The following is a 24,330-nucleotide window of genomic DNA, read 5'->3' as shown; positions in this document are numbered from 1 at the left end:
ATGCCGATTTTGTCTTTTTCCAGTAATGATATTGATGTAATCACGGGTAAAAAAACCCGTACCATTCGTAAAGCATGGAAAACTCCTCTTAAAGTTGGAGATAGATTATATTGTTACTGGAATTTAGTTTCTAAAGAAAAGATGAAGATTTTTGAAGCTTTTGTCACTGGCGTTGAAAGCATTCCTTTTTCTGAAATTAAAGATAATGATGAACTTGCCCGTGAAGAAGGTTTTAAAGACTCTAAAGATATGTTAAGAGAATTTAAAAAGATGTATGGTGGCCGTATTGATCCTGATGAGGAGTTTCAAATCATCTCCTTTGAAAAAATTCACATTGATGAATGGCGAGGGGATAAGATTGATGAGAAGGCCATGATTACCAAAAGGGCAGATATCCTGTTTGACAGCGGTAAGTTTGACAAGTCAACAATGTGCTATGAGGCTGCACTTAAGCTTGACCCTCATGATGTTTACTTGCTTAACAAACAGGGGGATAATCTTTCGAGATTGGGCAAGTTTATTGAAGCCATTGAATGTTATGACAAGGCATTGGAATTGGAACCTGACAACATTTACATTTTAAACAATAAGGCTATTGCTCTTTTAAATTCAGGCAATATCAATGAGGCCCTGAAAGTAAGCAACATTGCTTATAACTATCGCCCGAGCAGTCCTATCGTATTGTATTGGAGAGGATTTATTTTAGAAATGCTTGGAAGATATGATGATGCCCTGAAAGTTTATGACAAGCTCATTGTTATCGATGGAGATAATCCTGAAGTATGGAACTCTCGTGGAAACCTTTTAACTGATATGGGGATGCTTGAAGAGGCAATTGAATCCTTTGATAAGGCTGTTGAAGTTTGTTTGGATGATTCTGAAATGGACGCATCAGCAATTAATCGTATGGGTAATGCTTATATTGATTTAGGCAAACTTGATGAAGCTTTGGAATGTTTTAACAAGGCGATTTCATTGGAAAAACATAATATTGACTTTTTATTAAATAAGGGTGTTGTTTTGATGGAACTGGGCAAATTTGAAGAAGCTGTTGACAGTTTCAATAAAGTTCTGCTTAGAAATCCTGATAATGAGGATGCATTTTTCCTAAAAGAGGAATGTTTGGAATACTTTTAGCATTGCATGTAGATTGCATTATAAAAAAATATTTATTTTTAATATTAAATTCATTATTTTAAAAATAGCTTTTATTAAATTAACTTTTTTTCATAAAAAATTATTTTAATTGATGCTAAATGCAATTAAAATAAAAGAAAAAATGGGATGGTGTTAGGTTTAATTATTTTTTGTATTTTTTAATCAGGCTCATTCCCCAATCTGTCATTTCATCAGCTTTGGCTTGTGAGTCGGACTCAGCAAAGCATCTGAAAATCGGTTCGGTTCCTGAAGGTCTGATAATTACCCAACCATCTTCTTTTAATATTTTAACGCCGTCAGTTAAGTCAAGTTCAAAATCAGTGGTTGTTTTAATCTCATCAGCAATGCTTGACATGACGAATTCCTTTTCATCATCAGGACATTCTATTTTCATTTTGCTTGCATAGTAAACCGGAAGCTCGCCAACAAGTTCGGACAACGGTTTGGACTCTTTAGCGACAATCTCTAAAATCTTGGCAACTGTCATCACTGCATCCCTTCCATAAACAAAGTCAGGGAAAATAAGTCCTCCGTTTTCTTCTCCACCAAACAGACCCTCTTCATCCTTGAGTTTACGGGCAACAAGCAAGTCTCCAACAGCAGTAGATATAACTTTGCCGTTGAATTCTTCTGCAACATCATAAATTGCCTGTGAAGTTGCAACGGTAGTCACAATTGTTCCGCCATTGTTTTCTTTAAGCATTTGCTTTTCAACAAGTGTAAATGTCTTATCCCCTAAAACGAAATTTCCTTTCTCATCAATGCATATGGTCCTGTCCGCATCTCCATCGTGAGCAAGACCGATATCTGCATTCAGTTCTTTTACTACATGAATCAATTCCTGCAGGTTTTCCTCAATAGGTTCAGGGTCACGTCCAGGGAAAAATCCGTCAGCCTGTGAGTTTAATGTTGTTACTTCACATCCAAGTTTACGGATTAGGTATGGTGCTGTAAAGCATCCTGCACCTGAGCCGCAATCAACAACAACCTTCAAATTGGCTTTTCTGATTGCTTCAACATCCACTTTAGAGACTGCTTCGTCAACATACTCATCTATGATTTTGTCATTATGGTATAACTGGCCTATTTCAGAAAATGGAACTCTGTCAGGTTCTTCATCAAAGTACAGTTTCTCGATTGCAAGATCCATTTCGTCAGGTATTCCAATACCGTATTCATCTAAAAATTTAAGTCCGTTGTATTGCGGAGGGTTATGTGAAGCAGTAATCATTACTCCACCATCGTAATATTTGCGAACAGCATATTGAACACCAGGGGTAGGCAATATTCCCAAATCGACTACATCACATCCACTTGATAAAAGACCGGCAATAACTGCCTGCTTTAGCATTACTGTGGAAGTTCTTGTATCTCCACCGACTGCAACTGTTCCTTTAATCTGTGTACCATAACAAGCTGCAAGTCTTGATGCGAATTCTGGAGTTAAAACATCGTTTGCAGTTCTTCTAACTCCAAAAGTCCCAAATAATCGTTTTTTATCAGACATATTATAATTTCCTATATAAATTGTATATAAATTAATTTTTAGTTTTTAATTAATAAATAAGTATTGTTAATTGACAATTCTCAGGCTGTCTCCGCTTGATAAAATCAATTCCATTTCGGAGTTGTATTGTGTAACCGTTCCGACAATTTCGACCTGACGGTTCTTGAAGTTTTCAATGTCAAGATTTTTTGACTGAATCTCGGCAACCTGATTTTCAAAGATTATGAGCTGTATTTGGGCCTCTCCATCATTTACCGTTAAAAAGTAGCTTGTCTTTGAACTTGACTGGGCAATATCAGTTATCACTCCTGTGATTCGGACTTCCTCATCAATCATTGCCCGATTTATGTCTTTTATGTCAACTTCCTTAACTTCAATAGTCGGTGTAAAGGCTATCAGGCCAATTATTCCAATCAGAGAAGTTACCAGTGCAATCCTTAATAATTTTTCATCTGTAATTTCCATGATTTCACAATTGGTTTTCATGGTAAATATAGTCGATAGAATTTTTTCTTAGAAAATTGTTTTCATCTCGTTAAATTGCTTTTACTTTGTTAAATTGCTTTTATTTAAAACATAAAGTATTTATTATTTGTAGTTTAATTATTAATTAGATATTTCTTTTAAAATAACTAATTAGAGGATTATTATGATCGAGGGTTTGTATGATAAAACATCAAAAATTTCATTTTCAACGTATAAGGACGATTTTAAAAAATATTTTCAGGAATATAAAAAGATTATTCGGGAGATGGAAACTGAAGTTCAAACTCTTCAAGGTTCATATAAACGACTTGATAAGTTGGTTCTTGTTGATGACGATACATTGGAGAATTGGGAATTCGAATTTAAAAAAATAGATAAGGATACTCTGAAAAAAATTTGGGAGTACAATAAGTTGAAATCTGCCCAAACAGGTAAAATAGTTGATAGTTTCATTATCAGTTTTGCAAATCCTGATTTATGTGAAGAGTCAATTAAAATCGGCAGAAGTATAGTGTTTGCTCCAATAATTCGATATCTTCAGAATATGCATTTGACCAAAAAATTAAATAATATTGAAGTCAAAGTTAAAGACAACGAATGCATCTCTATTGAAGATGAATTGACGTTAATATTCGTAGCTTTGTCGGTCAAAAATGCAGATAAGGAGGAAATTGTGAAAAGAGTCTGTGCTATTCTAGATGAAATTGATTATATCGAAAAATCTAGACGGGTAATAATAGATTCATTAATTTCTTATCAGATAGAAAATTCTGTTAAATCCAAAAAGGATCAAGATATGTTAAATAAGGTGGTAGATATGCAAATGTCTGTTGAAGATATTTTCATCCAAGCTGAGAGAGACTATGAATTCAATTCAGGTTTTGATTATGGGATGAAAGAAGGTATTAAAGAAGGTATTAAAGAGGGTAAAAAAGATGGTATTAAAATTTCTAAAGATGAGATTATCCTCAACATGCTGAATGAATCTGTTGACGACGAGTCTATTCAAAGGCTCACAGGTTGTTCTAGGCAATATCTTCAGGAATTTAAAAGAGAACATTCAATTGAATAATACTTTTTAAGTATTATTCATTTAGTTTCCTGTTTGATACATTGAAAGCAATCTTTCAACGGTATCTGCATCCATAGGACTTTTATCCTTACGTATATTCTTAACAACAGGGAATCTCAAGGAGTAACCTGTTTCATACTCGGGGGATTCGACAATCTCTGAAAATGCAATTTCTAAAACGATTTTTGGTTCAACAATAATTTCCCTTCCTTTTGTTGAAATCTCAAGCTCTTTCATTTTGCCTGTGAGATATTCAAGTGTTGCATCATCAAGGCCTGTTCCGACCAGTGCCACAGTTTTGAACTCATTGTTTTCGTCACGAAGTGCCAGGAGGTATGATCCGACAAAATCTCCTCTTTTTCCAATTCCATAGATTCCACCAACAACTACCATATCCAATGTTTCAGGTTCGGCCTTATATTTGAGCATCTTTTTGCCTCTAAGACCTGGAATGTATGCTGAGTTGGTGTCCTTTATCATGATTCCTTCATGGCCCTCATTAATTGACCATTCAAAGAGGTCCTGAATTTCAGATATGTTATCTGCAGTACCATATTTCATTGTACTTAAGTTCATCTCATCCACTGATGTGTCAACAATGCTTTCTAAGGTTTTACGTCTGAGTTTTAAAGGTTCATCAATCATTGGAACCTTATAATGCATTACATCAAACAGATAAACTTTTAATGGCACATTTTCCATTGCTTCTTCCACATTGTGCTTTCTGCGCACACGATGCAATACGTTCTGGAAAGGCAAAGGCTTGCCATCACGTGTAGCTATTACTTCTCCTTCCACGATGTAGTCTTCGTGTGGGAGATGCTCATTAAAGAGCTCAACGATTTCAGGCAGTGCATGGGTAATGTTTTCAAGTCTGCGTGTGAAAATCTTTATTTCATCACCATTTCTGTGAACCTGCAGTCTGATGCCGTCATATTTTGTATCGCACAATGCTTCACCCATTTCTGGTAATATTTCATCAAGTGGAGGCGCCAGTTGTGCAAGCATAGGTTTTACTGGAGTTCCTGGTGTCAGATTAAGTTTTTTAAGGCCCTCTTCACCTTCCTCCTTGGCGGTTCTTGTAACAACTGAAAAATCGTTGGTAAGCATTTGAGCTCTCTCAACAATTGCTTTGTCAATATTGAAAGCCTGAGCTATTGCGTCACGAACAACACCGTCACCAACACCAATTCTTAACTCTTCTGTAATTGTTCTTGTTAAGTATTTTGCTTCTGTTGCGCTGGCTTGGCTTAATAATTCCAAAATGATTGCAATCTTACGATTGGTGGACCTTGAGCCGGAAATCTGTGACAATTTACGAAGGCTGTTGAAAACAAAATCGATTGTTAAGGGTTGTGAGAAAAATGTCATCTGGGACTTTTTGGCATATAACTTGATGCATGCAAGACCGATATCTCCTTCATCACGAACGGCATCCTCAACGGCTGCCTGTGTTGTGCCGACAGCTTCTGCCACTGCCCTTTCAACAAGTTTTCCGCCAATTCCGATTTCTTCTGAGCTCCAAGCCGGAAAAACCACTCCTAGGATTAAAAGACCTACCTTTTCAATGGTGTCTGAATCCAAAGTTTTCAGATACTCTGCTATGATTTCGGTTTTTTCCAGTCGTTTGGTGGTTGCCTCAAGTGCTGAGTAGACATCCACCAGTTCCTGATATTTCATTAGAAATCTCCCTTGGCTATTTTTACTGCACAGTACTCTCCGCACATTGCACACATTTCATCATCATCCAATTCACATTTGTCACGATATTTTCTTGGCTTTGATTTATCAATTGCCAAATTGAATTGTTCATCCCAGTCAAATTCCTTACGGGCATGGGCCATTGCACGTTCCCTTTCCCATGCCTGTGGAAGGCCTTTTGCAACATCTGCCGCTTCAGCAGCAATCTTGGATGCAACCACTCCTTCCTTTACATCTTCAAGACTAGGGAGTGACAGGTGTTCTGCGGGGGTTACATAGCACAAAAAGCTTGCACCTGCTGTTGCAGCTATTGCTCCGCCGATTGCACCTGTAATATGGTCATAACCTGGAGCAATGTCAGTTACAAGTGGGCCTAAAACGTAAAATGGTGCACCGTGACATATTGTCTTTTGAATTTCCATATTGGCCTTAATCTGGTTTAACGGCATGTGGCCAGGACCTTCAACCATGACCTGCACGTTTGCATCCTGTGCCCTTTTAACCAATGTTCCCAGATTGACCAGTTCCTGGATTTGAGGGATATCGCTAGCATCAGCCAGACAGCCCGGTCTTAGACCGTCGCCTAGAGATAGTGTAATGTCGTATTCATATGATAATTCCAGAAGATAGTCATAGTTTTCATATAATGGGTTTTCCAGACCGTTGTGGTTGATCCATGATGCCATGAATGTTCCTCCACGGCTGACGATTCCCATCATACGGTTTGCTGATTTAAGCTTTTCAACAAGGTCCTTGGTTATTCCGCAGTGGAGTGTCATAAAATCCACTCCTTCCTTTGCCTGATTTTCAATTGCCTTGAAAATATCATCGGGATCCATGTCAATGATTTCTTTATTCTTATTTAATGTCACAACTCCTGCTTCATAAATCGGAACGGTACCTATGCATAAATCCACAGCTTCCATGATTTTCTTTCTGAATAATTTTAAATCAGAACCTGTTGACAAGTCCATCAGTGCATCAGCACCATATTCCTGAGCAAGCTTTGCCTTGTCAATCTCCAAATCAATATCATCGATTTTTGATGATGAACCGATATTGGCATTGACTTTTGTTGTAAGTCCTTCGCCGATTCCGCATGGTTTTGAATGGCCGTTGACATTTTTTGGAATTACAACTTTTCCGTTATCAATTAATTTAACTAGCTTATTTACATCAATATTTTCTTTTTGTGCAACATATTCCATTTCAGGAGTTATGTTACCTTTTTGTGCTTCACTTTTTTGAGTCAAATTTATCCCTCATGTTGACTAATCATTAATAATATTATTTATTCATAGTATATAGAATTTTTTCATTATTTAAAGCTATTTTTTCGGATGTTAAATTTCATTAACAATATTCTTTTTATATTATAATTAATAATAGCATATATAACGGTGGTTATATGGTAAAAGATAAACATGTCATAGAAGCATTAGGAAAAGTAAATGTAGTAATCGAAAACGGACAAATAACAGAAGTTGGACCATCAACAGAAATGAAATACTGTCCAATGTTTCATGCAATGCATAATGTGGAAGAGCTAAATGAGGAATTCATCAGAAAAAACATCACATTCAGAATTGAAGACTTTGGAATGTGTACTCCTCAAAGAATAATAGAAATGGATGATGCAATAACTGTTGGAGTTTCAGAAATCCTTAAAACAAACCTTGAAGAGGGAAACATTGATTGTGTTGTCGGTGCATGTGACGGTGCAGGAACTGTCATAATGACTCAACCTCGTGTTGTTCAGGGAGTCGGCGCAAGAGTATCCGGATTAATCAGCACAACACCAATTCCTGAAGTGATAGAGAAATTGGAACAAAAAGACAGTATTGTGTTAAATCCGCAAACTGCAGAACTAAACCAACTTGAAGGGCTGAAAATTGCATTAAAGAAAGGTTATAAAAACATTGCAATAACTGTAATTCCATCAACAATGATTGAGGAATTAAGGAATTATCCTGTGGATGATGATGTTAATATTTATATTTTTGTAGCCCACACAACAGCAGTTGAACCGGACATTGCAGAAATGCTTTTTGAAAATGCAGATATTGTCACTGCATGTGCATCAAAATACGTAAGGGGATATGCAGATGAACATGAATTATATTATTATGGTGAAAAGGTACCTATATTCTGTGCAAGTGATGAGGGTCGTAGATTGCTAGATACTCGTCTTAAAAAAATTAATAAACCTTTATCAACAAATAATCATCCAAGAAATAAAGAGGATTCTCCTCGTAAATTATTGTAATGTGATGTTATGAAAGTAATATATTTTGATACAGAAACAAGCGGATTGGATTTCATTGAAAATGAGATAATTGAACTTGCAATGTTGATAGTTGAAGATGGCAGAATTGAGGAATATGATAAATTCATTAACATTGGAAAAGATTTGCCTTCTAAAATAACTGAAATCACAGGAATTACTGATGAAGATTTAATCACAAAAGGATTCAGCGAAAAAAGTATTGCAGAGGATTTAAAAAATCATCTAACTTCTGGAACATTAATGATTGCTCATAACTGTCAATTTGACCTATCATTTGTTTATTATTTGCTTAAAAGACATTATCCATTAGAAGCTGATGATATAGTTAAAAATCTTTATTGGCTGGATACTGTAACAGTATTAAAAGACAGAAAAGAATTTCCTCACAAATTGATAGATGCCGTAAAACACTATGGAATTGAAGAGGTTAATTTTCATCGTGCGATAGATGATACAAAAGCATTGTATAATGTTGTTCAGGCATTAATTAATGAAAGGCCTGATTTAGAAGAGTATATTAATATTTTTGGTTATAATCCTAAATGGGGAGTGAGTGGACCTAAATTTCCATTCATTGAATATAAACGCCAATACTATCAAAATATTGGTCTGGTTCCGGAAAATCAAACACTGCCTAAAAAATAATCATATGAAATCAAAATTGTTTTCAGTTTGAACTGATGGTTTAAAAAAATAATTTTCTATTGCAATGCAGTTTGGATTTGGGAAGCTAAATCCAATGCTTTTTTAGCATCATCTGAATCAATAATGGTAATGATGTCGTAATCTGCATCAACTCTTAGTTTTATAAAATCAGCATATTTTTTGCTGATTGCTTTTTTGTTTAATGCAGTTAAGGCGATACAGATTGCGGTATGGTATCCAACATCTTTTTTTGAATAATCCTTGATGTCATTGTAGGGACCATTATTGATAATCCATTCCTGAGCATGAAGATATGTTGAAAGGTATGCTCTATTGACGATAGTGCGATCAATGCATTGCAAATCATAGTTTTTGTCTGAAAATTCTTTTGCTTTTAAGTATTCAGCTAAATCTATGATGTGTTGAGGTACAAATGCATGAACCATAATTCAACCTCAGCATCTGTCTGAAACAGCCACATTGCAGATTTCCATCAAGTTGTCATGACCTTCTTTTGCAGCAAACTCATCCACTTCATCAGAAATCAAATCCCACACATCAAAAATTTTCTGATTTGACCAGGATTTGGGAGCTCTGATGTAAAATGAAGCAAATGAATCATTATTCAGAGGATTCTTTTCTATGAATAATACTTCACCTAATCCGTATTTGGCACTTAGAAGTATGAGTTTCTTTTCAAGCTTGGATAGGAACTCATCGTTTTGCACGACTTCACTTTCACATGAGGGCATAATTGGGCCGTTAATCAAATGTTTAAGCATTTTTTCACCATTTATGTATAAATTCATATAAAATCTTAATTTTTTCAGAATTGAAAAAATACACTTAACCTATCCCTGTAATTCTATTGGTGTTTGAAGTATATAAAGGTTATAACTATCTGTTATTGGGTATGGCTCGAACTGACAGCAATATTTTGATTTGAATGTAATTGTATGAACTTAAATCAATTTTTAAGTCAAAATAAAAAAAGTTTTAGAGGTTGATGGGAAGATTCCATATCTTCCCAATTCGGTAGAGAAATTTGGTAAATATAATGGAGGTGGGAAAGATTCCATATCTTTCCCTTAAAAAATGAAAATAGAGAATTTTAGTATCATTATTTTGGAGGTTATAGGAAAGGCTCCATGCCTTTCCTCTAAATATGGTTAGAAACTATATAATCATTATATTGGAGGAAAATGTAGGGATGTTGTCCCTACATGTATTGAACTAACTGTTCTTCCTGTATCTGTGTGTTTCCAGGCTTCACCTTATCTATTGCATCTTTGAAATATTTGTATGGGATTTCTTCTGCTTCAAGGTTGTCTCTTAAAGCCAACATTGCTGCTTCTCTGCATACAGCTTCAATGTCTGCTCCAACATATCTGTCAGTGTTTTTGGCTAGTTTTTTAAGATCTACATCTCCTGCAAGTGGCATATTTTTGGTATGTACTTCAAAGATTGATTTTCTTGCTTCTTCGTCCGGTTGACCTACTTCAATGTGTCTGTCAAATCTTCCAGGTCTCATCAAACCTGTATCAAGGATGTCAGGTCTGTTGGTTGCTGCAATGATTGCCACATCTTCAAGCTCTTCCAATCCGTCCATTTCTGTTAATAACTGGTTGACAACTCTTTTTGTCACTCCGCTGTCAGTGTCATTTCCGCTACGTGCGCTGGCTATTGCATCGATTTCATCGAAAAAGATCACTGTTGGAGAAGCTTGTTTTGCTTTTCTGAATACTTCACGAACTCCTTTTTCGGACTCTCCAACCCATTTGGATAGGAGTTCAGGGCCTTTGACTGAAATGAAGTTTGCTTCACTTTCACTTGCCACTGCTTTTGCAAGCAATGTTTTACCTGTTCCAGGAATTCCGTAGAGTAGAGTTCCTTTTGGAGGCCTTATTCCTAAGCGTTGGAAGGTTTCAGGATGTTTTAATGGCCATTCAACAGCTTCTTTTAACTCTTGTTTTACGTCTTCAAGTCCTCCTACATCATCCCATTTGATGTCCGGGATTTGAACGAGAACTTCTCTTAGAGCTGAAGGTTGAATCTCTTTTTGTGCGTTTTTGAAGTCATTTCCGGTTACCACGATTTTTTCCATCACTTCTTTCGGAATCTCTTCATCGTTTTGTATTTCAGGAAGTATTCTTCTGACTACTCTCATTGCTGCTTCTTTACATAATGACTCAAGATCTGCTCCCACGAATCCGTGGGTGGTATTTGCAATTTTGTCAAGGTCAACATCCTCTGCAAGAGGCATGTTTCTTGTATGTATTTCAAGCACTTCTTTTCTCTCTTCTGTGTCTGGCACTCCAATTTCGATTTCACGGTCAAATCTTCCAGGTCTTCTGAGTGCTGGGTCAAGTGAGTCAGGTCTGTTGGTTGCACCAATAACCACCACTTGTCCACGGGATTTAAGACCATCCATTAAAGTTAAAAGTTGAGCAACGGTTCTTCTTTCAACTTCTCCATTGGTTTCCTCTCTTTTTGGAGCGATTGCATCTAATTCATCAATAAATATAATTGAAGGTGAGTTTTCCTCTGCTTCCTCGAAGTATTCTCTGAGGTTTTCTTCAGATCCGCCAACATATTTGCTCATTATTTCAGGTCCGTTGATAAGGATGAAATGAGCGTCACTTTCACTGGCTACTGCTTTAGCCAGTAAGGTTTTACCTGTTCCAGGTGGACCATGCATCAATACTCCTTTTGGTGGAGCAATTCCTAATTTTTCAAAGAGTTCAGGTCTTTTAAGAGGAATTTCAATCATTTCTCTTACTTTTTTGACCTCTTCTTTTAGTCCGCCAATGTCTTCGTAGCTTACGTCCACGAGGTTGCTTACTCCTTCGATTTTACTTACATCCACTGGGGATTCATGTAATTGTACTTCAGTATTAGGTCCAACTATAACAATGTCCTTAGGACTGGTTGACACTACTGCGAATTTGATTTCACGCATTGCAGGTGTAAAGTCCATTAATTCATCAAATAAGCTGTTGAACCCTCTACCCATACTTGGTCTTGGTGCACGTATTTGAGATCCGATAATGTCTCCCTGAACCATTACTTTTCCTGCAAATAATCCTCTGACATCTCCTTGCACACGGATGTTGTCTTCGGTTGGTGCAAGAACAACTTTTTTAGCTTCGGTTGCCTGTGCTTTTTTAATTGTTACTTCTCCACCAATGGTTGCTCCGGAGTTTTTACGAACTAATCCGTCGATTCTGATTACTCCAAGACCTATGTCTGTTTGTGAAGGAAGAGCGATAGCAGCAGTTCTTCTCTCACCAATGATTTCGATGAGGTCTCTTTCATGGATATCTAGGTCATCCATGACGTTTGGATCAAGTCTCGCTACGCCTTGACCTACATCTTTTTGTGAAATTGCTTCTGCAACTTTTAATGTGATTTCATTTTCTGCCATAATATCATCTCCATTTTGGCTGTAATGTTGTAATTGTAATGTGTCAAAATCTTTTTGTTACTTTTTGTAACTTTATTGACAAAGTAATCTGTGTATGTTTTACTATATAAAGGTTTCGGTTTTGACAATTTTTCAAAACAGCTTAAAATTAGTTTATTGATTTAAATAATATGGTATAATTGTGTTATAATTTAAAAATAAATTTATAAAGAATATTATGAAAAAATAATAAAAAATAGTAAAGTATATTAAATTTTAAAATTTAATTACTTTTAGACACTTTAATATTTGTTCGTTTATTTTAAAACATTATCTGATGGTTCCACCAAATCCGGTGAAAAGATTTTTAACATTGTCAATATCCTCTTTTGAAAGAGCAGTAATCTCAAAAGTTAAACTGATTGAGTCATTATCAATTTGCGGACCATTATATGCATCAGTTAGTTTGATATCGATAATATTGTCAATATTTAGAACAGTATTCTGGATAGTTTCTACATGAACATTTTTTGAAAATACGCAGCTGATGGATTCGGTTTTCTTATCCAGATTATCGATTTTCCATGCATATAATTCTTCATCGCTTAAAACTTCAATATTTGCTATTCTTATCTTTTTAACCTTATTTCCTGATTTCAAAATTGCGGTATTGTCCTTAATGCCTTCCAATATTCCCACATGAATCTTTCCAGAATATATATGTTTAAGGCCAACTTCACGCCCAATTGACTTGTTCAGTAAGCTAAATTCATGACTTAAAGCATTTATTGCCTTGTCACTTCTACCAAGCGCATTTTTAATGTCTCCCATATGTTTAGTAGCTTTAATGGCTATTTCAACAAATTTGTCCATGTCTCCACTATTGATGACATCTCTCAGCTCAACAACTGCATCAGCAAAAGTATTTCTGATTTTTGCACCATTACTGTTCATTGATTGGATATTATAAGTTAAATAAGGATTTTGAGCAACAATACGTGCAATCATATCAATCATAAGATTATAAATTGGACTTTCATAATCTTCACTTTCAGATAAATCAACTTTTAGCTTTTCAATTGCAGAAGCGGTTGAAATAAATGAAAAGTGAGTCAGAACCTGTACAATGCTCATCATAAAATCATGTTTTTCTGCTGTAGTTTCGATGATTCTCATATTTTTATTTGAAAGGTAATTGTAGATTTTACTGTACCATTTGCCCTTTTTATCAGCAGTCAAAACAATTACCTGATTGTCAAGCTCGGTAGTGCGGGGACCGAATACAGGATGTGTTGGAATGTATTCGACAGTGTCCGGCAATGCTTCAGCCATTGTTTTGGTAGGTTCTTCTTTAACAGAGGTAACGTCAACCATTAATGAACCGCTTTTCATAAATGGGGCAACTTCCCGAATCACTTCTGATGTGAATTGAATTGGAACAGAAACAACTAAAATGTCACTGATATTGGCAAGTCCTGCATTGGATTCAATATAATTAACATTCAATTCTTTTGCTACATTTCTACCTTTTTTATGATCGGTTCCGGAAATATATACTTCAAATTCATCTCTAAAATAATATATTAAAGTTTTTCCCAATCCGTCTGTTCCACCAATTATTCCAATCTTCATTTTAATCATTATTATTTTTAACTGAAAAAAGTTATAAAATTTTTGTGTCTGATTATTTTTTCATCCGAATCTTCCCATAATATAATCCTGTGTTTTAATCTCCTGTGGGTTTTGAAAGATATTTCGGGTCAAACCAGATTCAATCACTTCTCCATTCAAAAAGAATGCTGTGTAATCGGAGCTTCTTTTTGCCTGCTGCATATTGTGGGTCACAAGAACTATTGTATAGTCCTTTTTCAGTTCGCTTATCAGTTCCTCAATTTTCAATGTGGATATCGGGTCAAGTGCTGAGCAAGGTTCATCCATCAGAATAATGTCCGGATTGACTGCAATGGTTCTTGCAATACATAGCCTCTGTTGCTGGCCTCCGGATAAATTCAATGCGGATTCAAATAACTTATCTTCAACCTCCTCCCATAAAGCGGCCTGTTTAAGGCTTCTTTCAACGACTTTTGAAATCTCATAATCATCATGAATTCCATGTATTCTTAACCCATATGCGACATTATCATAAATTGACATGGGAAATGGATTTGCCTTTTGAAAGACCATTCCCACATTTTTTCTAAGGTCCACAACATCTATTTCATCGCCATATATATTCATGGAGTTTATAAGAATGTCTCCGTTGCAGCAAAAGTCACGGGACAGGTCATTCATCCGGTTAATTGATCTGAGAAATGTTGATTTGCCGCAGCCTGACGGTCCGATTAAAGCAGTCACACTATGTTGCGGAATTTTTAAATTAATGTCTTTTAGAATTTCCATATTGCCGAATCCTGCATTGAAATGGTTCACTTCAATTTTCATATTACTACACTCCTAGTTTTATTTCATATTTTGAAATTATGTGATTTGAAAGTATTGTGATTGTTAACACTATTGCGATTAAGACAAATGCGGTTCCATATGCATTTTCCATTGATATTCCCTCAGTTGCAAGTACATACAGGTGCAGAGGTAAGGGGCGTCCCGTATCAAGAAGTGATGTGGGCATTTCAAGGGATGAACCTACCAGATACATTACGGCTGCTGCTTCTGAGAATGCTCTTGTTAGAGCCAATATTATTCCGGTAAATATTCCGCTTGCTGCAGTTGGCAGGATGATGGAAGTTATGCACTGCCATTTTGTTGCACCCATGCCGTAGCATCCCTCTTTATAATGTTCAGGCACGCTTTTCAGTGCCACTTCAGATACTTGATAAATTGTCGGCATTGACATCAATGAAAGAATCACTCCTCCGCTCAGCAATGACCAGCCCGTCTTTAAAAAGAATATCAGAAATGCCAAACCGAATAATCCAAACACGATTGAGGGAACTGACGCTAAAACCTGTGATATGAATCTGATGACCACTTCTAATCTGGGGTTTTTATTATATTCTGCCATGTAAAGCGCACTTCCAACGCCAAGGGGAATTGCAATGAAAGAAGTAACTGCTAGCAGATACAAACTGGACAGTATCATTGGCAGTATTCCTCCCTCACGACCGGAGTCGACTGGTTTTGTAAGTAGGAACTCCAGGTTGATTGCACCTATTCCTTTTATTAGGATATAGCTTACGATTATCATAAGTATCGCAAGTGTTATTGCGCCTGAAAGCTTAAACCAGAAACTGGTGATTTTTTGTATTGATTTAACATGCATTGCCAACACCTCTTTTTTGAATCATCCAGCATATGCTCATTAAAATAATTATCATTGCAAATAATACTGTAGCTGTCGTAAATAATGCATTATAATGTATTCCTGTTGCATAACCCATCTCAAGAGCAATGTTTGATGTTAATGTTCGTGCAGGCTCAAAGATTGATGTGGGTATGATATTCACATTTCCAACAAGCATCAAAACAGCTAATGTCTCACCAATTGCTCTTCCAATGCCTAAAATTATTGCAGTAACTATTCCTGGCAGTGCAGTTGGAAGTATTATATTTCTTATCACCTGCCAGTGAGTTGATCCAAGTCCGAATGATGCTTCCTTATAATTTTCAGGCACGCTTTTTATTGCATCCTGGCTGACAGATATGATTGTTGGAAGAATCATTACTGCAAGTATTATTGAAGCGGTAATGACTGAAAATCCACTTCCTGTAAAATTGTTGCGTATCAATGGCACAATCACGGTTAAACCGAAAAATCCATAAATTACAGAGGGAATTCCGGCTAATGTTTGGATTATTGGTTTGAATAATTTTTTAATGTTTGATGGTGCGATTTCTTCAAGAAAAATTGCACATGAAATTGCAAGGGGTATGGATAGAACTAATGAAAGTCCTGTGATTATCACAGAGCCTGCAATCATCGGTAATATTCCGAAGATATTATTGTCTGGCGACCAAGTAAGTCCGAAGATAAAATCTCCTATTCCGTAATTTTGAATTATGGGAATTGATTCATTTAATAAAAATATGACCATTAATGATGAAAGGATTATGAGAATTGTGTTTATGCTAAATAATCCTTTTTCAATGAGGTATTCTTTAATCATAATCATCACCTTATGATTTTTTCTTTATCTAAAACACTATCAGATTCCTCGCTCATTGTCCAATTTATAAATTCTTTTGCTTTGTTGTCACAATTTTTATCGCTAAGCAATATGAATGGTCTTTGAAGTTTGTAAGTTCCTTCAATCACTGATTCTTTTGAAGGGGATACTTTATCAATGCTTATGTTTTTTATGCTGTCGTCGAGGTGTGCAAATGAAACAAAACCGATTGCATTTCTGTCCTGAATGACACTTTGTTTTACGCTGCCTGCAGAATTTTGAATTATTGCATCTTTTTTAAATGACTGATTTTTCATTACGGTGCTTTTAAATGAGTCGAGTGTTCCTGAACCTTCTTCTCTTATAATTACATTAATTTCACCACTTATGTTAGTTAATTCTCTCCAGTTTTTTATTTCTCCTGAAAATATCTTTTGAAGGTGTTTTGTTGATAAATCATTAATTGGATTTTCATTATTCACTATGACGATTATTGCTTCACGTCCAATTTCATGTTCTTCTAAATTTTCACAGTCTATTTCTTTTGAAGACATTCCTATGTCTGCCACATCTGATTTGGCACATTTTATCCCAAGGCTTGATCCGCCACCCTGGATATTGATATCAACATTGTCATGTGTCTTTTTATATTCTTCAGCTAGTTGTTCGCATACTGGTTGTATTGAAGTTGATCCAACAATGCTTAATGGCTCATTTGTTGATTGGATGGAATTGACTGTAAGTACTGAAAATATTATGAGTAGTACGGTTATGATTTTATAATTTGTCTTCATTCCTATCACCGTGGAATTAACTTATCTTAATCTACTATATAAAGTTTGCTTTTTAGGAATTAAATTTCTCAAAAAGTGAACTATTCTTTTTCAATATATTTTAATAAGAATTAAATCTAATACATATAATGAAATTATGAAAATTATAAACGAAGATGAAAAGGAAGGAATTGTTGAAGTTGTTCCGGAAACACTGGATGATCTGTGGCATTTATCTCATATAATAGAAGTTGGAGACAATGCATCATCCAAAACCACAAGGCGTATACAGGACAATACTGGCGATAAGCTTAGAAGTGATAGGGGAGTTAAAAAAACTTTCTATTTAGGATTGGATATAGAAAATATCTCTTTTCACTTATTCACAGGTAAATTAAGATTAACCGGTGTAATCACAAGAGGTCCGGAAGACCTGATACCTTTGGGTTCTCACCACACACTGGAAGTTAAACTCAACACTCCTCTCAAAATCACCAAACCAAGATGGCCAAAATGGGCAATAAAAAGATTGAATCATGCAATTGATGCTTCTAAAAAGTTATCTGCAATAATTGTAGTGCTTGAAGATGATTCAGCAACATTAGGTTTGATGAGACAGTTCGGTATTGAATATTACGGTCCAATTAAGGGCCACATTTCAGGCAAAAGAATAATTGATAAAAACAGGCAAAAAAATATCGTACAGTTTTATGAAAAAGTCATAGAATCAATAACCAAATTTGATTCAATTCAAAATATTGTCATTGCAGGGCCAGGATTTGTCAAAAACGACTTTTATGATTATCTGAAGGATAAGCATCAGGACCTTGCAAAAATATCAATTATCGAATCTACAGGTGCGGGTGGGCGAAATGGAATTGCAGAGGTTTTAAGAAAGGGTACAGTTGAAAAGCTGACCTCTGAAAATCGTGTGGCTCAGGAAATGGGTGCAATAAATAACCTGCTTTCACAAATTGGTAAGAATTCATCAAAAATAGCCTATGGTATAAAAGAGACTCAAAATGCTATTAATCTTGGTGCGGTTGAGCAATTGCTAATTCTTGACAGTCAGGTTCCAAACGATAACATGGGCGAAGCCATGGACATGGTTGAGAACATGAAAGGGGAAGTGATGGTTATAAGCAGTGAACATGAAGGTGGAAAACAATTGGAAAGCCTTGGTGGAGTGGCTGCAATTTTGAGATATGTCATTGCTTAAATATTTATATATAAGGAAAAATTAAAATTAATATGTAAAATTAATTTAATTGTGATATTATGATGTATACATCGATACTTTTTGCATTAATATTTGTTTTTATTGTATCTGCAATAGGTACGGCAATTCTAGATATTATTTTTAGATTTCTTGGAAAAAGAGGATATTTGGGCAATTTATATCCAAATGTTAGAGGTGGAATCCCTCGTGCAATTGGTGTAATTCCATTCATAATCCTGTCTTTTTACATGTTGCCTAGTTTCAATAATCTTATTTTAATAATTGGTATTTTTGCACTTATCGATGATGTACTTGGAAGAAAAAAATCACCGTTTGGAATTGAATGGGGTCAATTGTCAAGAGGAATTGGAATAATCCTTGTCATGATTGTTGGATTGTTGGAAGGTTTGGGTGTATCTTCAATATTTATCGCTTTAATGGTTCAACCGTTGAACATTTCAGACATGCAGCCTGGATCTACCTGTATTGTAACAATGATAATGTCAGTTCTAACAATTCTTGTCATGCTGATAATCGGATCTCAGCCTTATGCTGAACTTCCAGCTATTTACACTCCTTTATTAATATTGATTGTGTGTTTAGCTTATTCTCCACTTGATTTTTCAGGAAAAATCATGTTGGGTGAAGTTGGAAACCACACTTTTGGAGTGGCACTGGGCTGTGCATTTTATTTAATCGGAGGATTATGGTCAGTTATTGTCTTCGGTATTTTAACAACAGCACTTATTGCATTTGTCAGAAGAAACAATTTAACCGTATTTTTCCGTCAGCAATTAAGATTACTCGACCCTACATTTGGAGATTACTTTATGGACGTGTTGACTGGTGGAGGATTGGGAGACCTTTTAAGAAAATGGATATTGAAAGACAAACAGTATGATGTTAAAAATCCGTTGCTGATTTCATTAGGTTTTAGAAGATTGTTATATAATCCTCATGCAAGACATCCTAGAAAATATGTTCCAAACGTTAATCAGATACCTAGATTGGAAAAGAAGATGTGATTTTATGAAATGTTTATTTATAGTCACAGGAAGAGGGCTAGGTGGAGATGCAATGACTGCATTAAATGCCATGAAGGCATTGGAAAAAAAGGGAGTTCAATGTGAAATCGCTCTTGATGCATCTGCTCACGGCTCTTTATTTGAAAAGCACGGATATTCTTGGCATAGGATTTCTGTTCCTCATGCCGGAGGACATTCTGCCACTAAATTATCTGCTTTAAAAGGTGCAGCTAAATTATTCACAGCTACATTTAAAGCTAGAAGTCTCATTAAAAAACTAAAAGTTGATTTTGTTGTAGGAGTTTTAGGTGGAGGAGCTATTGTCGCATCACTTGGAGGTAAAGTTGCTCGCAAACCTACATTTTCTTTAATATCAACACCTTTGGATTCAAAAGTTTGTCCTAAATTTAATCACTGTTATATTCTGCCTGAACTGGATAAGTTCAGATGGGAAACATTACCTAAAAATATGGATAAGGCATTTTATCCTTTAGCAGACAATATGGGTGATGGAGATCCGGATATTGCACTTCAAAAACTAAAGGAATACTCTAATTTTGATGAAAACAAAAAAACAATTGTGTTCTCTTCAGGTTCTTCTATCTTTAAGGGAATGGTTGATGGAATAAACATCGTTGCTGATAAAACCGATGAGTACAATCTTGTTCTGGTTGGTTTGCCTTTAAAAGAGGAATATGGTGAACTTATTGATGAAAATAAAATAATCTATGCAGGTTATATTGACTGGATTAATCACCTGTTCAAGTTCGCTGACTTGACTGTTTTAACTGATGATGGTGTTTCACTGGAAGAGGCATTCACCAATGGAAAACCTATTGTGGCTCTTGCCCGTGTCAAATGGGGAAGATATCAGAACATGGCTGGAGTGTTTAAGGGGGCCATGATTGAATCTAGTGTAGATGATGTTTATGAAAGCATTCAGGAAGCATTCAAAAACTATGACTCATTGCAGGAAAAAGCTCTGGTTTATGGTGAACAGTGTCTGAATGCAGCTGATAATCTGGCTGATGATATTCTAAAAAGAGTTAAATAGTGGTATTATAGCCACATATTTTTTATTATTTTATAGTTTGTATCGGTTGATGGGTGTATTTCTAAAAATTCACTGTAATCATCCAAATCATAATCCATTCTCATCAGATAGGACAGATATGCAACATCGCTTGTTGAAGATGGGGAAATGGAATTAATTCTATTGATCTTATTTTTGTTCTTGTCAAATTCCACTTCAGTGTAGCCTGTTTTTCCTTCAAGTATTTTCCAGAATGCACCAGGTCCGGCAATTCCAGGTATTGCAATTGTTGCCTTTTCATCATCGGTTAGTTCTGATTTTTCATTTTTCACAAAACTCACTTCAGTGTTCAGACTCAAAGTTTGAGGAATGCAATTGTAGCTTACTTTATTTGCATAGCCAGCCATATTTCTTGCAGCTGTGATGCCCTCCATTCTAGCTACTGGTGTCAATTGATATCCTCCAGTAACATCACCTGCAGCATATACATTACTAACATCAGTTTGCATCATTTCATTAACTTTAATTGTTTTGTCAGGATTCAACTCAACAAAACCTTCTGCAATTTCACTATTTGGAACCCTTCCTGTTGCAAAAAATGGAATTCCCTCTAATTCTTTACCGTCACTTGTTAAAATTTTATCTTTAAACACTTCTTCAACAGAGGTATTTTCCAATACATTGACATTTGGGATAATATTTTCCAGAACATATTTTTTAGTGGCTTCACTGAGCTCTTTTAAAAATGTGCTTCTCACAATAACATTTACTTCACTGCCCAGTGTTGCATAAATATTTGCTATTTCACAGGCAATGATTCCTCCGCCAATTATATTTAATTTTTCAGGGACATCATCAAGTTTTAAAATATCCTTATTGGTCAATCCATAGTCTTTACCTGGAACTTCTGGAATGAAAGGTCGAGCACCAGTTGCAATTAGTAAATTGTCCCATTCATATGTTTCGTTATTGACTATGACCTGTTCGCCCTCAATTTTTGCTTCGCCATAGATAACGTTATTGCCCACACTTTCATTTTCCAACTGGTTCAGGTATCTCAGTTTTTCCTGTGTTTCAGTGATTTTTTCAACAATTTTTTCATATGAAACATCCATTTGGCTTTTAATAAATCCGTAGCTATTGAATCGTCGGTTTTCATCAATAAATTTAGTAATGTCAGTTAATGCACAAACAACCATGCATCCTTCATTTAAACAAGTTCCTGCAATATGTTTTTTTTCAATTAAAGTCACTTCTTCTCCCAATTTTCCAAGTTCCAATGATCCTAGCCTTCCAGCAGGTCCTGATCCAATAACAATATTTTTCATCTTAACACCTATGTAGATAGTTTTATATAATACTAACATTTAATTATTAATATATATTAAATTTTGGAGATAGATAGTTATGTGTATTGCAGCACCTGCTCATGTTTTAGAAATTAACAGAGAAGACAATTTTTTAATTGCTGATTTTGGTGGAGCTAGACAACAAGCAAAATTGGATTTATTGCCTGAAGTTGAAGTTGGAGATTATGTTTTAATACATGCTGGTTTTGCTATAGAAAAATTAACTGAAGAAGCTGCTAAAGAATCTTTAGAAGCTTGGGAAGAATTATTAGAAATTCTTGAAGAAGAAGATAAAGAATGGGAAGCAAGAGTGAATGGTGAAAATTAGTAAATAGACACCCTTGTAACTCCTTTTATTTTTAAAAATTCATTTATCAAATCACCTTTGACTGGTTCTTCGGTGATTATGGTTAATATTGGACTTTGTTGAAGTTCGGTATCTTCTGCATAAGCTTGTCTTATGCCTATTCCTTTTTTTGTAATTAAGTTTGCTGTACTTGCTAGGATTCCTTCACTTTCAGATCCGACTTCAATTTCAATAACTCCTAATTCCAGATTTTTAGCAATGTTTTTTAGAAGTGTTCCGGCAGGAATGATGTTGCTGAATAATTGATATAATTCTGTATCTTCGCGTATTACTTCGATTGTTGATTTTATTGCACGTCTGTCAACTTCTGCTGCGGTAGCAAGTGCCTTATCGCTGATTTTTAAATTTCCGCAATAGATTTTACCATCTTCATTTAAAGATAGTCCAAGTTCAATCATTTTTTCTGCAACTCTTAGTCTTGCAGGGTATTTTTTAAATTTTTCATTAATCTTTTCCCACATTTTTATCATCATTCCAACTTTTTGTATATTTAAGTTATTATTTGTAGAATTTAATATATATTATTTTTGGAAAAAATTTAGAAAAAATTGTCATGTAAAAAAAAGTTTCTTTAAAAATAGTTTATAGTAGGCTAGATGGGATTCGAACCCATGACCTCCCGGTTATCAGCCGAGCGCGCTAACCAAGCTGTGCCACTAGCCTATAATATATTGTGTGACAGTTAACTGTCAACACTAATACATATATTAATTACCATATATAAACCTTTCGATTAATGAGCATTCCTAGAAACTTAAGCTTTTTTTGATTTTTTCTATTTTTAATTTTTTGTTAAATGTGTAATTTTTACTTATTTTAGTTAATTCTTTAGTTAATTATTTTAATACTTTAATGAATAGTTTTAATTTATTTATATCTTATTTTAATAATTGTTAATAGTTTATTTTAAATATTATTAATTATAAATATTTATATAAGTGATTAAAGTTTTTTAGTCACGAATTTAACTGTTTGGGGGTTGAATTCATGTATTCTTTTGATAGATTTGTCAAAGAATTTTTTCGATTATTTGATTATTTTATATCAAAAAAATATATTACTGAAGAGAATAGGTTCATTAGAGATAGAAAAATGACTCAAAAGGAATATACTGCATATATTCTTTCTCAAAGAAGCTGTACGGGTTATATTGAAACGATTAGATTTTTCACTATAATGATGAAGAAAGATTTTAAAACGATTTCTAGCCAAGCAATTGGAAAACAACGAATGTTCATCGACCCAAAAGTATTCATTGACATGTACGAATGTTTTATTGACCAATTATATGGTAAATTCTCAGGATTTTCAAAATTTAAAGGATATTTAATTTGTGCTTGTGATGGAAGTATTGTTGATCTTCCTAATGTTACTTTAACTCGAAATGAATTCCCGCTTGGCGATGAAAACCTATTAAAAGAAAATAGAATTCGTGCAAGAGTATCATGCTTTTTAGATGTACATTCCAAACATATTTTAACAGTAAAAATAGTAGAAACAATAACAAATGAAGTAGATTTAGCAATTGAACATTTAGAGAACTTAAAACAAAGATTTGACATTAAAAAATTAATTACAATTTATGATCGAGGTTATCCATCAATTGAGCTGATGGTTAAAACCATTGATTTAGACTCAAAATTTTTAATAAGACTTCCAAAAAATGTATTTAGACGTCAAATTAATAAAATGCAGACTAATGATGAAATCATAAAAATTAACATAGTAGAGAGTCGATTGAGAGCTTTTGATGATGAAAATTTAAAAGAGAAAGCAAGGCAAATGGGAAGATTAGAAATTCGCATAGCACTTGTTGACATTGGAAAAGACGAACCAGAAATACTGGCAACAAATTTAACACCTGAAGAATTTACAACAGAAGATTTAAAAGAATTATACAATAAAAGATGGACAGTAGAAACAGGATTCGACAGATTAAAAAACCTAATTGAAATCGAAGATTTCAGTGGAATTCGAAGACCAATAATTGAACAAGATTTTTACGCACATATATTCGTTTATAACCTTGCAATGACCATAAAAAATCATGCAGAACATCATATAACGAGAACACCAAGAAATAGAGATGAAAAAATAATTTATCAGTCGAATTTCGCAAAAATAACTGGAAATATCTATTTATTTTTCTTCGACATAATTTTTGGAACGCAGGCAAAAAGA

Annotated in this window: 23 protein-coding genes and 1 tRNA gene; 9 read left to right on the top strand and 15 right to left on the bottom strand. The window is 34.8% G+C overall.

Annotated features, from left to right (window positions below; all coding sequences use genetic code 11):
* Nucleotides 1-1,137 (top strand): tetratricopeptide repeat protein, encoded by a 1,137-nt coding sequence (locus IJ258_RS07810; RefSeq protein WP_292805422.1) that lies wholly within the window; start codon nt 1-3, stop codon nt 1,135-1,137.
* A gap of 163 nt (nt 1,138-1,300) precedes the next feature.
* Here IJ258_RS07810 and glmM read toward each other — a convergent pair whose 3' ends face one another.
* A complete protein-coding gene (gene glmM, locus IJ258_RS07805) occupies nt 1,301-2,665 on the bottom strand; it encodes a phosphoglucosamine mutase (RefSeq protein WP_292805419.1) in 1,365 nt (454 codons plus the stop codon).
* A 66-nt stretch (nt 2,666-2,731) separates the two neighbouring features.
* Entirely contained in the window at nt 2,732-3,151 is a 420-nt protein-coding gene (locus IJ258_RS07800; protein WP_292805416.1) for an exodeoxyribonuclease VII large subunit, read from the bottom strand.
* 163 nt (nt 3,152-3,314) lie between these two features.
* On the opposite strand from IJ258_RS07800, the gene IJ258_RS07795 reads away from it, so the two are divergent.
* Nucleotides 3,315-4,223, top strand: coding sequence for a hypothetical protein (locus IJ258_RS07795; RefSeq protein WP_292805413.1), 909 nt, complete (start codon nt 3,315-3,317; stop codon nt 4,221-4,223).
* Between the two features lie 21 nt (nt 4,224-4,244).
* Here IJ258_RS07795 and IJ258_RS07790 read toward each other — a convergent pair whose 3' ends face one another.
* On the bottom strand, nt 4,245-5,903 hold the full coding sequence (locus tag IJ258_RS07790) for an ATP-dependent DNA ligase (protein WP_292805409.1): 1,659 nt from the start codon (nt 5,901-5,903) through the stop codon (nt 4,245-4,247).
* Entirely contained in the window at nt 5,903-7,177 is a 1,275-nt protein-coding gene (thiC, locus tag IJ258_RS07785) for a phosphomethylpyrimidine synthase (RefSeq protein ID WP_292805406.1), read from the bottom strand. The genes IJ258_RS07790 and thiC overlap by 1 nt, the downstream gene beginning before the upstream one ends.
* 155 nt (nt 7,178-7,332) lie before the next feature.
* On the opposite strand from thiC, the gene IJ258_RS07780 reads away from it, so the two are divergent.
* Nucleotides 7,333-8,190 (top strand): methanogenesis marker 8 protein, encoded by an 858-nt coding sequence (locus IJ258_RS07780; RefSeq protein WP_292805403.1) that lies wholly within the window; start codon nt 7,333-7,335, stop codon nt 8,188-8,190.
* A 9-nt stretch (nt 8,191-8,199) separates the two neighbouring features.
* Complete coding sequence (locus IJ258_RS07775) at nt 8,200-8,856, top strand: PolC-type DNA polymerase III (protein WP_292805399.1); 657 nt, start codon at nt 8,200-8,202, stop codon at nt 8,854-8,856.
* 56 nt (nt 8,857-8,912) lie between these two features.
* Here the strand turns inward: IJ258_RS07775 and IJ258_RS07770 are convergent, their stop codons facing one another.
* From IJ258_RS07770 to IJ258_RS07735, 8 genes are all read right to left on the bottom strand, one after another.
* Nucleotides 8,913-9,302, bottom strand: coding sequence for a hypothetical protein (locus IJ258_RS07770; RefSeq protein ID WP_292805396.1), 390 nt, complete (start codon nt 9,300-9,302; stop codon nt 8,913-8,915).
* A 9-nt stretch (nt 9,303-9,311) separates the two neighbouring features.
* The gene (locus IJ258_RS07765; RefSeq protein WP_292805393.1) at nt 9,312-9,638 is read right to left on the bottom strand and encodes a hypothetical protein; all 327 of its coding nucleotides are present in this window, start codon (nt 9,636-9,638) and stop codon (nt 9,312-9,314) included.
* Between the two features lie 437 nt (nt 9,639-10,075).
* Nucleotides 10,076-12,280, bottom strand: coding sequence for a CDC48 family AAA ATPase (locus tag IJ258_RS07760; protein WP_292805389.1), 2,205 nt, complete (start codon nt 12,278-12,280; stop codon nt 10,076-10,078).
* A 309-nt stretch (nt 12,281-12,589) separates the two neighbouring features.
* A complete protein-coding gene (locus tag IJ258_RS07755; protein ID WP_292805386.1) occupies nt 12,590-13,900 on the bottom strand; it encodes a prephenate dehydrogenase in 1,311 nt (436 codons plus the stop codon).
* A 51-nt stretch (nt 13,901-13,951) separates the two neighbouring features.
* Nucleotides 13,952-14,701, bottom strand: a complete 750-nt coding sequence (pstB, locus tag IJ258_RS07750; protein ID WP_292805383.1) for a phosphate ABC transporter ATP-binding protein PstB — start codon at nt 14,699-14,701, stop codon at nt 13,952-13,954.
* Between the two features lie 4 nt (nt 14,702-14,705).
* Nucleotides 14,706-15,539 carry a phosphate ABC transporter permease PstA gene (pstA, locus tag IJ258_RS07745; protein ID WP_292805381.1) on the bottom strand — a complete coding sequence of 278 codons (834 nt, stop codon included), beginning with the start codon at nt 15,537-15,539 and terminating at the stop codon, nt 14,706-14,708.
* On the bottom strand, nt 15,529-16,383 hold the full coding sequence (pstC, locus tag IJ258_RS07740; protein ID WP_292805379.1) for a phosphate ABC transporter permease subunit PstC: 855 nt from the start codon (nt 16,381-16,383) through the stop codon (nt 15,529-15,531). Before pstC ends, pstA begins: the two co-directional genes overlap by 11 nt.
* Nucleotides 16,384-16,388: 5 nt before the next feature.
* The gene (locus IJ258_RS07735; RefSeq protein ID WP_292805376.1) at nt 16,389-17,177 is read right to left on the bottom strand and encodes a phosphate ABC transporter substrate-binding protein; all 789 of its coding nucleotides are present in this window, start codon (nt 17,175-17,177) and stop codon (nt 16,389-16,391) included.
* A gap of 136 nt (nt 17,178-17,313) precedes the next feature.
* Between IJ258_RS07735 and IJ258_RS07730 the strand changes: the two genes are divergently transcribed.
* The 3 genes from IJ258_RS07730 to IJ258_RS07720 are packed head-to-tail and all read left to right on the top strand — an operon-like array spanning nt 17,314 to nt 20,454.
* Entirely contained in the window at nt 17,314-18,375 is a 1,062-nt protein-coding gene (locus IJ258_RS07730) for an mRNA surveillance protein pelota (RefSeq protein ID WP_292805373.1), read from the top strand.
* 59 nt (nt 18,376-18,434) lie between these two features.
* Entirely contained in the window at nt 18,435-19,400 is a 966-nt protein-coding gene (locus IJ258_RS07725; RefSeq protein WP_292805370.1) for a cell wall biosynthesis protein, read from the top strand.
* Between the two features lie 4 nt (nt 19,401-19,404).
* A complete protein-coding gene (locus IJ258_RS07720) occupies nt 19,405-20,454 on the top strand; it encodes a glycosyltransferase (RefSeq protein WP_292805368.1) in 1,050 nt (349 codons plus the stop codon).
* A 5-nt stretch (nt 20,455-20,459) separates the two neighbouring features.
* Here IJ258_RS07720 and IJ258_RS07715 read toward each other — a convergent pair whose 3' ends face one another.
* The gene (locus IJ258_RS07715; protein ID WP_292805366.1) at nt 20,460-21,761 is read right to left on the bottom strand and encodes an NAD(P)/FAD-dependent oxidoreductase; all 1,302 of its coding nucleotides are present in this window, start codon (nt 21,759-21,761) and stop codon (nt 20,460-20,462) included.
* Nucleotides 21,762-21,840: 79 nt separating this feature from the next.
* Here IJ258_RS07715 and IJ258_RS07710 point away from each other — a divergent pair, with 79 nt between their 5' ends.
* A complete protein-coding gene (locus IJ258_RS07710; RefSeq protein WP_292805363.1) occupies nt 21,841-22,110 on the top strand; it encodes a HypC/HybG/HupF family hydrogenase formation chaperone in 270 nt (89 codons plus the stop codon).
* On the opposite strand, the gene IJ258_RS07705 is transcribed toward IJ258_RS07710, so the two are convergent.
* Nucleotides 22,107-22,622, bottom strand: a complete 516-nt coding sequence (locus IJ258_RS07705) for an amino acid-binding protein (protein WP_292805360.1) — start codon at nt 22,620-22,622, stop codon at nt 22,107-22,109. The two genes, IJ258_RS07710 and IJ258_RS07705, sit on opposite strands and share 4 nt — an antisense overlap.
* Nucleotides 22,623-22,737: 115 nt before the next feature.
* A tRNA-Ile gene (locus tag IJ258_RS07700) sits at nt 22,738-22,812 on the bottom strand.
* Between the two features lie 324 nt (nt 22,813-23,136).
* On the opposite strand from IJ258_RS07700, the gene IJ258_RS07695 reads away from it, so the two are divergent.
* Nucleotides 23,137-24,330: IS4 family transposase (locus IJ258_RS07695; protein ID WP_292805358.1), on the top strand; the 1,194-nt coding region annotated here is incomplete at its 3' end.

Source organism: Methanobrevibacter sp., assembly GCF_017468685.1.
Lineage (GTDB): Archaea > Methanobacteriota > Methanobacteria > Methanobacteriales > Methanobacteriaceae > Methanocatella.
Note: the sequence above shows the minus strand (reverse complement) of the source record. Positions and strands in the feature narration are given on the sequence as shown.